We start from the raw sequence: 16,765 nt of genomic DNA on the forward strand, positions 1-16,765 counted from the left end.
TGACTTTGAATCAATAATCTGATTCTTTCTAATGACATATTCATTCTCCAGCTATTACAAATTGACTTCAGTGTTTGGAGAGAACTTAGCATCTATATTAACTTCAAGCATGCCGAAAACGGTTTTGAGAACGGAAAACGAAAATTAATTTTGAATCGATAATCAATTAATTAGTTATTTTAAATTTTAAACACGTCAATATACTAGTGATGAGAATAAAGATTTTAGCAAGTGTTGTTTTTGTCTTTTTGTTTTGTGCATGCGTTACGGAACAGAAAAGCGAATTAGTGCAACGACTGGAAGGGATATTTTACAATGATTCTTTTGCCAGCGTTCCGGAAACGGAATTTAATGTTGCCGATTACGGTGCAGTTGCCGATGGAAAAACATTGACAACAGAGGCGATACAGAAGACAATTGATGCAGCGGCAGAAGCCGGAGGCGGTAGAGTAATCTTTCCGGCCGGAACTTATCTGTCGGGTGCCCTTTTTGTGAAATCGAATGTTGAACTACATATTGGCGAAGGAGTAGTAATTCAGGCCATTCAAAACAACGATTATTATCCTCGTTTAGCTACCCGAATTGCCGGTATTGAAATGCTTTGGCCGGCGGCACTCATCAATGTTTACGACGAAAAGAATGTGCGGATTACCGGGAAAGGTACAATCGACGGAAACGGAAAATATTGGTGGGACAGCTTTTGGGGCGATCCAAAATATAGCGGAGGAATGTACGGCGAATATAACGAGAAAGGTATTCGATGGGCTGTTGACTACGACTGCGAACGTGTACGTCCGGTGGTTGTATGGGAATCGGAAGACGTGCTTCTGAAAGATTTTACCGTTCAACGAGCCGGTTTTTGGACCGTTTCATTAACCTACAGCACAAGGGTTCATGTTGATGGTTTGGTGGTGCAGAACAACATTGGGGGACATGGTCCCAGCTCTGATGGTGTTGACACCGACTCATCAAAAGATGTGCTGGTAGAAAATTGTGATATTGACTGTAATGACGATAACCTGTGTATAAAAGCAGGTAAAGATGCCGACGGATTGCGCGTAAACCGCCCGGCCGAAAATATCGTTTACCGAAATTGTATTACGCGCTCCGGACACGGTCTTATTACCTTGGGTAGTGAAACCTCGGGAGGCATGAGAAACATTGAGGTGTATGGCTTGGAAGCCATCGGAACAAGTACCGGTATCCGTTTTAAATCAGCCAAAGTACGCGGTGGTGTCATCGAAAATATTTGGTTTCACGATATTAAAATGAAAGACGTAGCAAATCCATTTCACTTCGAGTTGAATTGGTATCCTGAATACAGTTACTGTAACATTCCCGAAAGTATTCCTGAAGAAGAAATTAAGGATCGTTGGCGGGTTTTAAGTCAACGTGTAATACCCGAAGAAAAGGGGATTCCAGAATTTCGCTATATAAAAATCAGCAATGTCAAGGTTGAAAATGCTGAGCAGGCATTTTATGCCAACGCTTACCCCGAAAAACATATCCACGACATAAGTTTCGAGGATGTAAAGGTTGAAGCAAAAGAAAGCGGAAAGCTAAGTTATGCGAGCGATTGGACAATGACCAATGTGCTACTTGTTTCGGCAAGTGGTAAACCAATTGAATTATTAGAATGTAACAATATTCAACAACCTGAAATTCTCTCGCTTACTGAAAATGAAGAACCAAAACCTGAAATTATACAGAGTTTGGAGGAGCAAATGAAACAACTTTCAGTAAATAAAGAAGTTGTAATTATTCCTGTAAATCCAACGGCAAAACAAGCTGTTGCTCAAGGTGATACTACTCTTTTTTCGGAAGAAATGCAGATTCACATTCTTCAGCAGAAAGAGGCGTCTCTATCTTATCAGGAACCGATGGGAGACGGCGGTAATTTTATGCCTGTTGACATCACTTTTAAATCAAAAAATGGAATTATTGAGGTAAAAGCACAACGAGAACACAATTTCAAGTTCGTCGTATCTGCCGAAACCGAACCAACTAATGTTACAGGGGCTGATAACTGGCAGTACGATCCGGAGAACAAACATATAGTTATTACAAAAAAGGGGAATAGTTTTTCTATTCAAATCAATTAAAAGTCCATTTAAAACGCATTCTAATTCATTCGTAAACCTGTTATACCATAATATGAACTACTTAAAAAATCTATTTACAATAATCCTGTTTTTGTCCTTCGGATCAACCGGCTGGGCCGGGACTGAGAAAAAGGAAGTAAAGTATTTATCCGGAACCGACAACGAAAACACCGTTACCTGGGATTTTTTCTGCACCGCTGGAAGAAACAGTGGATTCTGGAGCACCATTGAGGTTCCTTCGCACTGGGAGCAACAAGGATTCGGGCAATACGATTACGGTCGCGATTACCGCACTTACGGTAAAAAGTTCCGGTTCAACGACGAATCAGGAATCTACAAACACAGTTTTACCATTCCTGAAAACTGGAATGCCAAAGAAATTTATATTGTTTTCGAAGGCTCGATGACCGATACGGAAGTGAAGATTAACGGCGAGTTGGCCGGTCCAATTCACCAGGGATCGTTTTATCGTTTTCGCTACGATATTACCGATAAACTGAAAGCCGGAGAGAACGAGCTGGAAGTTACGGTTCATAAAACCTCGGCCAATCAATCGGTAAACCGGGCCGAACGTTATGCCGATTACTGGATTTTTGGCGGGATTTTTCGTCCGGTTTATCTGGAAGCCCTTCCTCAGGAAAGCATCGATCGCGTAGCTATAAATGCGCAGGCTGACGGTACATTTGAAATGGATGTTTTCCCCTTGGGAATTACGAAAAAACAAATCATTGCTGCGGAAATCGTTGATGGTGCAGGAAATGTGGTACAACGTTGTGAAACAACTGTAGGTAAAGGCGATTCGATTGTGCGTTTGTCATGCAAAGTTGATAATCCGAAACAATGGACAGCGGAAACACCGAACCTATACACAGCCAGGATTCAACTTAAAAAAGACAAACAATCGGTTTATGAACTTTCGGAGAAATTTGGATTTCGTACCATCGAAATTCGCGAGGGCGACGGCATTTACTTGAACGGTGTGAAAATAAAAATGAAGGGTATCAACCGCCACGTGTTTTGGCCGGAGACCGGACGTTGCAGCAATGCACGTATCGACCTGAACGATGTAAAGCTGATGAAAGAAATGAACCTGAATGCGGTTCGTTGTGCGCACTATCCACCGGATAAAAGTTTCCTGCATATTTGCGATTCATTGGGTTTGTATGTTCTCGATGAGCTGGCCGGCTGGCAAAATGCCTACGACACAGAATCAGGCGAAAAACTGGTGCGCGAAATGGTGATTCGTGATGTAAACCATCCTTCTATCATTTTCTGGAGCAATGGAAACGAAGGCGGAACCAACAAAGAACTGGACGACGATTACGACATTTACGATCCTTCGAAACGCCCGGTAATTCACGCGCATCATCGCCCGGGTAACGATTATAACGGAATTGATTGCAATCATTACGAGAATTATTACAGTTCGAAAAAGATACTGGATGGAGATCTGATATTTATGCCAACAGAGTTTTTGCATGCCCAGGATGATGGTGGTGCAGCTGCTTCACTGGCCGATTTTTGGGAGTTGTTCTGGAACTCGGAAAAAGGGGCAGGAGGTTTTATCTGGAATTTCTCTGACGAAGGGATTGTACGCACCGATCTAAACAATGCCATCGATGTAAACCGTGTAAATGCTCCTGATGGAGTGCTTGGGCCACATCGCGAAAAAGAAGGCAGTTATTATGCCTTGCGCGAAATTTACTCTCCGGTAAAAATCGATCTTCAAAAATTACCTGCTGATTTTGACGGTACAATTCAGGTGGAAAATCGCTTTCATTTCACCAACCTTAATAAATGTACTTTTAGCTGGGAACTTGTAAATTTTGTTGATCCGGAATCTCATGGTACCGGACACACTGTTATGGAGAAAGGCAAAGTATCAGCACCCGATGTTGCACCTGTTAGCAAAGGTGAGTTGAAATTGAATTTACCTTCAGATTATAAAAAATATGATGGCTTATATCTGTATGCTTTCGATCAGCACGGAGACGAAATCTATCGCTGGAGCTGGAAAACCAATGGTAACCGAAAAGAGGTATTAAAACTGGTTGAAAAGACTTTGAGTGACGAGGAGAAGGCCTTGCTCGAAGAACTAAAAGCTCAAGGCATTGAGGAAGATAACATTTTGCCTATTCAGCAACAAGAAGGCGATGATTCAGGTTTGAGTGCAAAAGTTGAAGTAACCGAAGATGATGAACAGGTTACGCTAAAAGCATCGGGAATTGGTGTTAGCTTTAGTAAAACTGATGGTGTGATTTTAAAAGTTACCAACGATTTTGGTTTGCCGATTCCTTTTACAAATGGCCCTATTTTGGTTAGCGGAAATGCTGAACTTAAAGATATTTCTCACCACGAGAAAGATGGTGCGTATGTAGTGGAAATGACCTATGACGGTGATATTCAAAAACTACAATGGACCATGTATCCCAGTGGTTGGCTGGAATTAAATTACAGTTACCAGGTGGCAGACAAACAGCTGTTTACCGGAATTAGCTTTGAGTTTCCTGAATCGGATATCATCAGTGCAAAATGGTTGGGTGAGGGGCCTGCACATGTTTGGAAAAACCGTTTGCAGGGCGGCCAACTGGATGTTTACGAACGGCTTTACAACAATATTCTTCCTGCTACAAACAGCTGGGGCGAGCAGTTTAAAGGTTATTACGCCAATATAAACTGGATGGAATTTAATACTGTCGATGGTAAATTCACAGTAGTTGCCCAGGAGCCTGATTTGTTCGTCCGCTTATTTGATTTTTATGGTATATCGGGCCCGCAAAATTACCCGGAATTACCTGTTGGAAATATCAGTTTCCTTGATGGAATTCCGCCAATTGGAACAAAGCTGGCCATGGGAATAAGCAACGACACCTGGAATTTAGGGCCATCAGGAGAATTAAATGTAATGGAAAAACCTGTTGAACGGACGCTGTATTTTTATTTCGGATTACGTTAGTGAACCTAAAAAAATAAAACACATAACACAGATGAAAATAAATCTCACAATTGTAATTAGCTGTATACTGGTCGTCTTATCGTCTTGTAAAGAGGTTCAACAATTGCCACAAAAGCAGGAAGTGCTTGATAAAATGGTTCTAACCAACGATTACCTGATGAAAAAATGGCCAGATCCGGGTGTAAATGTAATTACCAACAGAGAACGCCCCAGCAACCTGTGGACACGGGCTGTTTACTACGAAGGTTTAATGGCTTTATACGCTGTGAAACCGGATCAGAAATACCTGCAATACGCCATCGACTGGGGACAGGCACATAACTGGGGTTTGCGTAATGGAAACAAATCGCGCCATGCCGATAACCATTGTGCCGGTCAAACCTACATCGATTTATACAATATCGAACCAAAACCTGAGCGTATATACGATATTAAACATGCCATTGATTTAATGGTGGCGAGCGATACCATTAACGATTGGGACTGGATTGATGCCCTGCAAATGGCCATGCCCGTTTTTGCTAAACTGGCGGTGTTGACCAGAGATGAAAAATATTCGGAAAGAATGTACGAAATGTACATGGACACCAAAATAACACAAGGATTATATAACAAAGAGGATGGCTTATGGTGGCGCGATGCCGATTTTCTTCCACCGTACACGGAGCCAAATGGCGAAGATTGTTACTGGAGCCGCGGAAACGGCTGGGTGGTCGCTGCTCTGGTGAAGGTAATGGAAATTTTACCGGATGATCCGCATCACGAAGAATATTTGAATACTTACAAAGAAATGATGGAAGCAGTGTTGCCGCTTCAGCGCGAAGACGGTTTCTGGAATGTGAGTTTGCACGATCCTACAAATTTTGGAGGTAAAGAAACATCTGGAACAGCTTTGTTTGTGTATGGTATGGCCTGGGGCGTAAACAATGGGATTTTAAACTCAGACAAATATTTGCCCGCTATTGTGAAGGGATGGAATGCAATGGCAAGCGAAGCTGTGCATGATAACGGCTTCCTTGGATTTGTGCAGGGAACAGGGAAGGAACCAAAAGATGGTCAACCGGTGACTTACACAAGCAAACCCGATTTTGAAGACTATGGTTTGGGATGTTTTTTACTGGCCGGTTCTGAAGTTTACAAATTAAAATAATCATGAAGCAATTTCATCTACTTATACTTTTCGCATTTCTTGTGATTGGTCAGTCGTGCACTGATTCGAAACAGAACAATACACCAGTAGACTGGCCTAAAGAGTCGGTTGAAACCAAACCCGGTTCGCGTTGGTGGTGGATGGGAAGTGCAGTGGATGAAGCTAACCAATCAAAAAACCTAGAAGCCTATTCCGAAGCCGGAATTGGAACGATGGAAATTACGCCGATTTATGGCGTGCAGGGTAACGATGATAACGAAGTGGATTTTCTTTCCGATCGTTGGATGGAACTCTATAATCATACACAATCCGAGGCCAAACGCCTGGGGATGGTTATTGACATGAACACCGGAACGGGATGGCCTTTCGGCGGCCCGGATGTAAGCACCGAAGATGCTGCCTGCAAATTGATTGTTCAACGCTACAATGTAAAAGGTGGCGAGATGTTCAACCGGGACATTACGGTTGACGATGAAAAACAAAAGACGTTGGCTAAGCTGGTGCGCGTAATGGCATTCTCCAATATCAGTGAAAAAATGGACCTGACAAAATTGCTGGTAAACAACAGGTTGGAATGGAAGGCTCCGGATGGGAACTGGGAACTCATTGCACTTTTCGAAGGACGTACGCGCCAACAGGTAAAACGTGCGGCTCCGGGTGGCGAAGGCAATGTGCTTAACCACTTTTCGAAAGATGCGGTTGCCCGTTATCTGAATAAATTTACTGAGGCTTTTGAGAAAAGCGGAGTACCGGTTCCACATAACTTTTTTAACGACAGTTACGAAGTTTATGGCGCCGACTGGACACCTGGTTTGCTCGAAGCTTTTGAAGAAGAATACAATTACAAGCTCGAAGATTATTTGCCCGAATTTTTAAGCGAGGAACGTAACGATACTACTAGGCGTGTTATTGCCGATTATCGTGAGTTATTATCCGATCTTCTGCTTAAAAATTTCACTAATCAGTGGACGGAATGGGCGCACGAATCAGGCAGCAAAACACGTAACCAGGCACACGGTTCGCCCGGTAACTTAATCGATATTTATGCTGCAGTTGATGTGCCCGAATGTGAAGGTTTTGGTTTGTCGGAGTTCCACATTAACGGACTGCGACACGATTCGCTAACACGCCATAATGATTCTGACTTTTCGATGCTGAAATACGCTTCGTCGGCAGCGCACATTTCTGGTAAACCTTATACTTCATCCGAAACATTTACCTGGTTAACCGAGCACTTCCGCACTTCGTTTTCGCAGTGTAAGCCCGATCTCGACCTGATGTTTGTTTCCGGAGTAAACCGCGTGTATTTTCATGGAACCACCTACAGCCCTGCAGAAGCCGAATGGCCGGGGTGGAAGTTTTATGCTTCGGTGGATATGAGTCCGACTAACCCGCTTTGGCGCGATGCGGCTCCATTCTTTAAATACATTTCGCGTTCGCAAAGTTTTCTTCAAATGGGGAAACCCGATAACGACTTTCTGGTATATCTGCCGGTTTACGATATGTGGAACGATCAGGATGGACGTTTGTTGATGTTCGATATCCATAAAATGAAAGAGCGTGCCCCTGAATTTATAAAAGTAGTGAGTGAAATCAGTCATGCAGGTTACGATGTGGATTATACCTCGGACAGCTTTATCAGTTCATCAAAAGTAGAAAACGGTGAGATTGTGACCGCTGGCGGAGCTCGTTATAAAGCCTTGATTGTACCGGGTGTGAATAAAATCAGAGTCGAAAACCTAAACCGTTTGAAGATGATGGCGGAGCAGGGAGCTCAGATTATTTTTATGGATCATTATCCAACAGATGTTCCCGGATTTTCGGTATTGGAAAAACGCAGGGAAACGCTGAAAAATACCTTGGCCGGGTTCCCCGAAACTGATTTTATGGAAACACTGGTTACACCGGTTGGAGAAGGTAAAATCATTACCGGAACCGACTTTAAAACAACATTGGCAGCAACAGGTGTAAAAGCCGAGCAGTTTAAAATGAAAGAAGGTTTGCACTACATTCGTAGAAGCAATAAAGACGGTTACCATTATTTTATTTCGGCGCTTAAGAGCGATGATACCGATGCATGGATTCCTTTGGCAAAATCAGCCCGGTCGGTAGTATTTTTTGATCCGATGACAGGAAAAATTGGTAAGGCAGCTGTTAAAACAAAAGATGGTGAAACATTGGTACGTATTCAGCTGAAGTCAGGACAGTCTGTGATTCTTAAAACCTTTACCGATAAGGATGTTGACGTTGATGTATGGCCTTATATCAACGAGGAGGGAAAACCTTATGTTTTAAAAAACAACTGGCAGTTAAGTTTTACCAAAAGCATTCCTGCTATCGCTGATACCTTTCAATTGCCGTCACTCATTCCCTGGACACAACTGGATGTTCCCGAAGCGAAAATCAATATAGGTACTGCTGCTTATTTCACCAGTTTCAGCTTTAACAAAAGCGAATCTTCTGACTGGATCCTGGATTTGGGTGATGTTCGCGAAACAGCCCGCATAATTCTGAATGGGAAAGAGGTACAAACCCTTTGGGCTGTTCCTTACCAGACTTTCGTGGGCGAATACCTTAAAGACGGTTTAAATACCATCAAAATTGAGGTGACTGGCTTGCCTGCCAATCGTATCGCACAACTCGATCGTGAGGGCGTGAAATGGCGTAGGTTCAAAGAAATTAATTTGGTCGATCTCAATTATAAACGCACAGGTTATGGTAACTGGGAAACCTTGCCCGCCGGCCTTAACAGCGAAGTAAAACTGATACCTGTGAAGTGACAGGAAGCTGAAAAACTGGCTGCCGATGATACACTGGGCAGAAAGTTACAGGATTTGGATTTGTTGTAGAATCACGGTTACACATATAAAGAGGTAACCATCGACATAAGAAAAATGGCAACAACGAAAACAGACCTATATGTGTTTGCACACTTGGAGGGGCTTTTTTCTCCTTTTTTTTTCTTTTTATGGCTGGCGGCCGGGCTTTGCGCTAAAGTTCCCTTGCGTTTGGCAGTTCCACCAAAAACATTTGGGTAGCTTCCTGTGGTCGCTCCCAACTGCCAGGTGTCTCAAGCCAACCGCTGCGGCAAGCTTCCGCTGCAATCCCTGCCAGTGGGGCGGGTGGTTTCAGGTTTTGGTACCATAACGAAAAAAGCATCCAACCCCAGGCTGCCCCTCGTTACAAACGAGGGGCAGGAGCAGTTGTGCTTAACCCCGGCATTAATGCCGGGGTTAGTGATATGCTTCCAACGTTGGGCTTTAGCCCCCGATGATACCCCGGTTCATTAGGAAGGTGAATCATAGACTAAAGAGGAAATGAACCTGTGTTGTTTTATCTTTTTATATTGTTAACTTTAGGCTTCGAATAAAAACCATAACGAATTGATCACGCACCCGAATATAAGATTTACAGATAAAGTACGGTTATACCCCCAAAATGGACGGATAACCCAACCCGATAATAGAGATATAACCTGACTTGTTGGGTTACACATGCGTTAGCTGCAAGTTTAACGAAGAAAATAAAACATACAATAAATGAAAAAACCAAGAATATTCATAGGTTCATCAGTAGAAGGACTAAATGTTGCCTATGCGATACAAGAGAACTTAAAATTTGTATCTGAAAACACAGTATGGACTCAAGGCGTATTTAATCTATCCGAATCATCATTAGAATCTTTATTAGCCATACTTGATGGCTGTGACTTTGGAATTTTTGTTTTCACCCCGGATGATTATGTCAAAATTAGAGGAGAAGAAGACCTAGCAGTTAGAGACAATGTTCTCTTCGAATTGGGATTATTTATAGGTCGTTTGGGAAGGAATCGATGTTACATTATTATCCCTGACAATAAAGATTTCCACTTACCTACAGATTTGATTGGATTAACGCCTGGAAAATATGAAGCCACTCGTTCAGATAATAACCTTCAAGCTGGAACAGGAAGTGCATGTCACAAAATCAGAGAAAATATTTTAAAATTAGGTAGTATTAATAAATCGAATGAAGACCCCGAGACTGAATCATCTCCCAAAAATACAAATGAGAATGAAAACACAGAGGAGGAATGGCTAGAACAATTATATGTAAAAAAAGATTATGACGCGGCAATAAAATCATTGAATAAAAAGATAAAAGACGAAAAAGACGAAGACAATAAAGTCCAACTACAAGGAAGTGTTTGTTATGCAAAATTTCAAAAAAATGCACAAGAAGGAATAACCGAATTTGAGGAATTAATTAAGAATAATATTGATAATAATTTGAGCTATTTATATTATGCTAATGTTTTGATTTGGAATAATTCTTATGCCAAAGCACTTAAAATTATTGAGGAAGGATTATTAAAATGTGAAAGAAAAATAACTCTTACAACTTTTAAAGTTGACTGTTTGTGGGAAACTAACAAAAAAGAAGAAGCAGTTAATTTTCTAATTGAAACAATAAAAGGCTTAAAAGACCCAACGTTAGTTTTAAAGCTTGCGGAATTATATGACAATGAAGAAAAAAATAAACTTGCCTTAAATGTGTTGTATAATGGATTTCTTGACTATCCGAATAATGAGAAAATTCTAGCTGAATTTGCAAAATCTGCATATAAAAATGACCACAAAGACATTTCTACTTTAGTTTATAAAAAGCTTTTGGAAATTAATGATAAAAAATCAGCTTACTGGTGTTTATTAGGTAATGCATATTTGGACTTAGAGTTTTATGACAAAGCATTAACTTGCTATGAAAAAGCAAATGAACTTGCTGAACAGAAAGAAGGTTGGATACTAGGAAACATAGGTAACCTTTATAATCGTAAGGCTCTATATACAAAAGCTGAACTGTTCTTAACTCAATCTCAAGAAGTTGAAGAAAAATCTGATTATGTGCACGCTAGATTATCCTCAGTTTTTCAGAACAAGGAGAAGATGGATAAAAAACTTGAAGAAATATTGGTACTAGCAAAAGAGAAATTGAATGATGAGCATCAATTTAATATAGAAGAAGAAAAAACCAGCAGCTAACACGTGGTATAAGGCATGGCTGAATTTGTGCGGATTCGACAAGTCGAATCTCGTCCCAACCTCAGTTTCGGTCGGATACTCAGACTCTCGTCTGACCGCAACATGTACCAACCGCTGGTGGCAAATTCAAGAACGAAATAAGCTAAAAAGTTAAAATTTAATACATGTAGTAAATGAGGTCGAATATCGCTCAATGGATCTTATATAATATAATTGTTTGTTTTGCGGTTTATTGGTTATCAAATGTGATTCTTTGGTATCCCTGGAGTGTAAATGAAAAATTAGGACAAACAATAATGCTAACTGTAAACCCAATTTTATGGGGATATGCGTCGTACTTGTGCATTAAAAAATTTCCGGAAACAAACTTATTAAAAGGTGCATTTTTTAATAGTGTTGTATTTCTTGCAGAAGCTATAATTTCCGACATGATACTTTTTGCAGGAATTCAACAGGCAATGGATAAGTTAATGCACCCGACAACTTTATATGGATGGGGGTTTGTCGCAACTGTTCCATTTATTATCTACATTTTATTTAAAAAGCCAATCAAAAACCATAAGAAATTACTTTATAAGCATGATTTTAAGCTGCCATTTATTACAGGAGTGGTTTCGTTTATACTTATTGCGATAGTTTTAATTTTTAATATTCGTTTCGGTCAATAATTATAATGTTATACTGATTGATACCATACATGATACCGTACATGATATTGCAAAAATGTTCTCGGAAATATCGGAACTTGCTCACCGATTGGTCCTGCGTTGAGTACTATTGACTAAATTTAAATAGATATGAGATGTAATTATTAACCAGAGGCGTTTCACGGATGTTTCACAAATTTGGTGAATGAAGTTCTTTTGGTTTTGTAATTGCTTATTAACCAATAAAAAAGGAGAGCCTTTTTGACTCTCCTTTGTGCCCAGTAAAGGTGCACGTTTTATTTTGTAATGCGCTAATTATCAGTGATTCTTCTTGCCTGTTTTTCCAATGGTCCCTTTTGGGTAACTCTATAATTACTTGTTGTTAAATAATTCAAATATCGTTTAAATATACCAAATTTTATTTTTATTGAGACGATATAAAACGGTAGGGTAAATGAATATCTTTATATCTTGCACTTGAAATTAGCTTGAACAACTGTTAAAGAATTTTGTACTCGATAAAGTTCCCTTTGACCTACTTCAATGTTAGTGAAATTGGACTCTCGTCAATTTATATTTGAATATTTTGATATTAATATGTGGTAAATTAGACATGTGTATTTTTATCTACCCTCCAATTATTACAAAGAATTAATTTTATTCAAACAACCTATCAAAGTGATTATCCAAATGCTTCCGCATACCTTCTCTGAATTTTTTTGGGCTTCCGGTTTTTAGTACTTCAACCAACTGTTTATGTGAAACGTGTTTTTTCTTTTTTAGCGGTCGGTTTATCAACCCACTATCGTAAACATAATTAAAAGCAGGCAGCAAAATCGTTTGAAAATTCATTAAGGTGTAATTATTCGTTATTTGATACAGCTTACCATGAAATTTAACTTCGTGGTCGATATCAAATAATACATCTCCTGTTGATTCCGGTTCAGAGTTTGTAATATTCTCCAGTTCCCGGATATCTTCCTCAGTAATATTTCTAAAAATAGAGTCCGCCATTCCTATCTCAAGAATCAACCGAATCTCAAATATATTCTTAAGCGTTTCGTCATCAAGAATTTTGGGAATCATCGATTTTTGCAAAACTTGTGCAAGGTTTGGGCTTGTTAACACTGTTCCTTTGTGTTTAATAGAATCTACCAGGCCCATTGTCTTCAGCCGTGTTAACGACTCGCGTATCACCGTTCGGCTTACCCCCATCGCATTGGCTAATTCCATTTCTTTGGGAATCATATCACCGGTTTTCAATCCCCGGTTAACAAAAATCTCCATCAACTGCATTTCCACACGATCAACCAGACTGCTGTTATCAACTGTCTTTATCTGATTTATCAAGTTATTTTCTGCCATATTGTAATTATAACACTATAAAAATTAAAAACATACAAATGTTGTAAAACCTTTTGAAATATAAAACAAAAATATATATTTGCCTGCATTATGTCATACATAAAGCATTTAAAATCGTTCTGTGAAAAAAATAAATATTAAAAATGTGTTATTCGGACAAGGTTCTGCCCCGGCAGACTAAGTGATGATAACAAAATATGAATCAAACATTTAAAACAATCACTTATGAGAAAATTGACAAAGAGAGGGCTTAAGATGAAAAGATGGCTCTTTAATTCTAAGGGAATTTTTCTTGCAATGCTGTGCTTAGCATTTATTCAAATGCAAAGTTTTGCACAAACTCAAACCGTTACAGGAAAAGTAACCGCTGACAATGGCGAATTATTGCCAGGTGTTTCCATTGTTCTGGTTGGAACTACAACAGGAACAATAACCGACATCGATGGAGAATTTAGCATTGAAGTTCCTTCTGACGAATCAGAATTGATGTTTTCAATGATTGGGTTTACATCTCAATCCGTTCAGGTTGCCGGCAGACAATTCTTAACTGTTGTACTTGAAACAGAAACAACAGCATTAGATGAAGTTGTTGTAACGGGATACTCTACTCAATCCCGCGCTGAGATGACGACATCAATTGCCAAGCTCGACACAAAGGTGCTGGAAAGTGTACCGCGCTCAAATGCAGCCACTGCGCTACAAGGAACAATTGCAGGACTTAAAGTTACGCAAACTACCGGGCAGCCGGGTTCTACACCAAGTTTGGTTGTTCGCGGAGGTACAAGTTTCGATGGCAGCGGAACTCCTTTAGTTTTGATTGACGGCGTTCCCGGTTCTTTCTATGCCTTAAACTCCGACGATATTGAATCGATGGAGGTACTGAAAGATGCAGCTTCAACAGCTATTTACGGAGCTAGAGCTGCTAATGGAGTTATTCTGGTTACCACCAAAAAAGGCAAGGTTGGTAAATCGAATATCAACTTCAGGGCTAAATTTACCTCTAACGAGCGCCGCGAAGATCCAATGGAATATTTGAATGCGGCCGATTACGTTAAGTTTAATCGTCTTGGCGTTCGTGCAGCTCAGGATGTTATGGGTTATCCGTGGCTGGATGTGTTCTTAACCGGTGGCCATGCGGCTGCGACAGGCAACAACACCACAAATTCAATTTATACCACTATGGTACTCAGCGATGAGAACAGGTATTTATTAAATTATGATGGATGGCAAACCATGGAAGATCCTATAAATCCGGGAACTCAACTGATTTTTATGGATAACCAGATGAATGAATTATTCTATCAGGATAGTTATTCTCAGGATTACAGTTTGTCATTCGATGGTGGTAATGATAAAGGCACCTATTATTTGGGACTTGGTTATATGGATGATAATGGTCTTGTGTATGGATCTTCTTTTGAACGTGTTTCCGGAACTTTTAATGCTTCATACAAAATTACGGATAACCTGAAAGTTTCATCAAATTTAATCTATTCTCATTCAAAAAGAGATCTTCCTTATGACAGCGATTACAACCTGTTCCAACGTACAGCAGGTTTAGCTCCAACTTCAAGAATATATAATAATAATCCTGACGGAAGTTTGTCAACAGAATACCAACCTGGAACATATCTCGGATTTGGTAACCCTCTGTATTACCAGGATAAGTTCATCAGAAATAACCTGGAAGAAAGACTTACAGGATCAGTTCAATTTGATTATAAATTTCTGAATGATTTTAGTTTAACTGTTCGCGGAAGCCATTTCTCGGTAAATAATTCAAACGAATCTTTTAATAAGGCTTATCTGAATTCGGGTAGTTTACGCACCGAAAGAAGTGCATCGGCATCGCACACACGCACGCTGCGCGACCAGGTTACTGCCTTATTAAATTACAAGAAGTCGTTTAATTCGCATAACATTAGTGCGCTGGTTGGTACTGAATACTTTAAGGAAAAATACTTTACATTCAGTGCAGCTACACGCCTTTCGCCAACCGACCTTATTTATACCATGAATGTTGGTTCAGAAGCAAACGGTGTACCTTATTCGTACAAAACCGGATATGAGATTGCATCTGTTTTCGGCCAGGTTAATTATGATTTCGATTACAAATACTTACTTGGGTTTACTTTCCGAAATGATGGAACATCTCGTTTAGGTAATAACCAATACGATTTCTTCCCCGGGGTATCGGCAGGATGGAACATTCACAACGAAGACTTCTTTGCTACCTCAAAAATTAAAGATGTAGTTAGTAAAATTAAACCTCGTTTAAGCTACGGTGTTAATGGAAACATCGATGTTTTAAGCAATTTTGGAGTATTCGGTACTTATGCTAAAACGGCCATTTACGATACCCAATCGGGTTATGCCAACACAAATCTTCCACTTCTCGATTTGAAATGGGAACGTTCAACCACTTTTAACATGGGTGTTGATGTTGGTTTCTACAACGACAGGGTTACTGTAATTGCCGATTATTTTATTCGCGATGTTAAAGACAAACTTGCCGGACTTACTTTGCCATTGTGGACAGGTTTCTCATCAATTACAACCAATAACGGTACGCTTCAAAACAAAGGATTGGAATTGCAGATTAATGCTGATGTTATTAAAACCAACGATTTTAAATGGAATGTTGGCTTAACTTACTATTCGGTAAAAAACTATGCAAAATCACTTCCTGAAAATGGGGTTGAAAAGAACCGTCAGGGCGGTACCGAAATTTACGATCCTAAAACGGGTGGTACAAAATACGTTGGCGGATTGCAGGAAGGTGAAAGAGTTGGTTACGACGTAATTACTGCCTATGTATTTGATGGCGTTTACCAGACTCAGGCCGACATTGATGCGGATGCCGGAAGAGTAGTTGAGTTTGCCACCCAAAAAGACACTCGCTTCCTGGGAGATACACGTTGGAAAGATTTGAATGGCGATAATGTAATCAATTATCTTGATCGGGTTGTTGTTGGACGATCAACACCTGATTTTACAGGTGGTTTAACAACCGAACTGAATTATAAGAATTTCAGCCTGTTTATGAAATCAGACTTTACCATCGGACATTACATTATCAATGGCCGCCGGGTAAAAGGTATAGCACAAACTCAGGGGAACCAAAACGGACCGGCTGAAATTGCTGATTCGTGGACACCGGAAAATCCAACATCGGATGTGCCTATTTTTACACTGGTTGACCGCCAACGAAATCACATGGCAGCAGGAGGCGACCAGGGCTCAATGACCAGCAGTAGTTCTCGCATGTGGGAAAAAGGCAATTATCTGGCATTACGCGAAGTAACGTTTAGCTATGATCTTGACGGAAAAATTGCAAACAATGTTTTCCAAAACGTAAGACTTTATCTAAGTGCCTCGAACCTGGCCTACTTTAACGGATTCTCTGGTAGTTCTCCTGAAGAAGCCATTGATGACCCAAACAAAGGTTTTCAAAGAGGAATCGATAGTGGAAGATTCCCTCTTCCGCGAACTTATACGCTTGGTTTGAATGTAACATTTTAAGA

Annotated in this window: 8 protein-coding genes; 7 read left to right on the forward strand and 1 reads right to left on the reverse strand. The window is 40.2% G+C overall.

What is annotated here, in order from left to right:
• Window positions 1-287: 287 nt before the first annotated feature.
• From QZ576_RS07585 to QZ576_RS07610, 6 genes are all read left to right on the forward strand, one after another.
• Entirely contained in the window at window positions 288-2,102 is a 1,815-nt protein-coding gene (locus QZ576_RS07585; protein WP_297095691.1) for a glycoside hydrolase family 28 protein, read from the forward strand.
• Between the two features lie 52 nt (window positions 2,103-2,154).
• The gene (locus QZ576_RS07590) at window positions 2,155-5,058 is read left to right on the forward strand and encodes a glycoside hydrolase family 2 protein (protein ID WP_297095694.1); all 2,904 of its coding nucleotides are present in this window, start codon (window positions 2,155-2,157) and stop codon (window positions 5,056-5,058) included.
• 31 nt (window positions 5,059-5,089) lie between these two features.
• Window positions 5,090-6,208, forward strand: coding sequence for a glycoside hydrolase family 88 protein (locus QZ576_RS07595; protein ID WP_297095696.1), 1,119 nt, complete (start codon window positions 5,090-5,092; stop codon window positions 6,206-6,208).
• A gap of 2 nt (window positions 6,209-6,210) precedes the next feature.
• Window positions 6,211-8,988 (forward strand): glycosyl hydrolase, encoded by a 2,778-nt coding sequence (locus QZ576_RS07600; RefSeq protein ID WP_297095698.1) that lies wholly within the window; start codon window positions 6,211-6,213, stop codon window positions 8,986-8,988.
• 759 nt (window positions 8,989-9,747) lie between these two features.
• Window positions 9,748-11,229, forward strand: a complete 1,482-nt coding sequence (locus QZ576_RS07605) for a TIR domain-containing protein (RefSeq protein WP_297095700.1) — start codon at window positions 9,748-9,750, stop codon at window positions 11,227-11,229.
• Window positions 11,230-11,402: 173 nt separating this feature from the next.
• On the forward strand, window positions 11,403-11,897 hold the full coding sequence (locus QZ576_RS07610) for a hypothetical protein (RefSeq protein WP_297095703.1): 495 nt from the start codon (window positions 11,403-11,405) through the stop codon (window positions 11,895-11,897).
• Window positions 11,898-12,533: 636 nt separating this feature from the next.
• Here the strand turns inward: QZ576_RS07610 and QZ576_RS07615 are convergent.
• Window positions 12,534-13,241, reverse strand: a complete 708-nt coding sequence (locus QZ576_RS07615) for a GntR family transcriptional regulator (protein WP_297095705.1) — start codon at window positions 13,239-13,241, stop codon at window positions 12,534-12,536.
• A 321-nt stretch (window positions 13,242-13,562) separates the two neighbouring features.
• Between QZ576_RS07615 and QZ576_RS07620 the strand changes: the two genes are divergently transcribed.
• Window positions 13,563-16,763, forward strand: a complete 3,201-nt coding sequence (locus QZ576_RS07620; protein ID WP_297095707.1) for a SusC/RagA family TonB-linked outer membrane protein — start codon at window positions 13,563-13,565, stop codon at window positions 16,761-16,763.
• Window positions 16,764-16,765: the final 2 nt, after the last annotated feature.

The organism is uncultured Draconibacterium sp. (assembly GCF_913060805.1).
Lineage (GTDB): Bacteria > Bacteroidota > Bacteroidia > Bacteroidales > Prolixibacteraceae > Draconibacterium.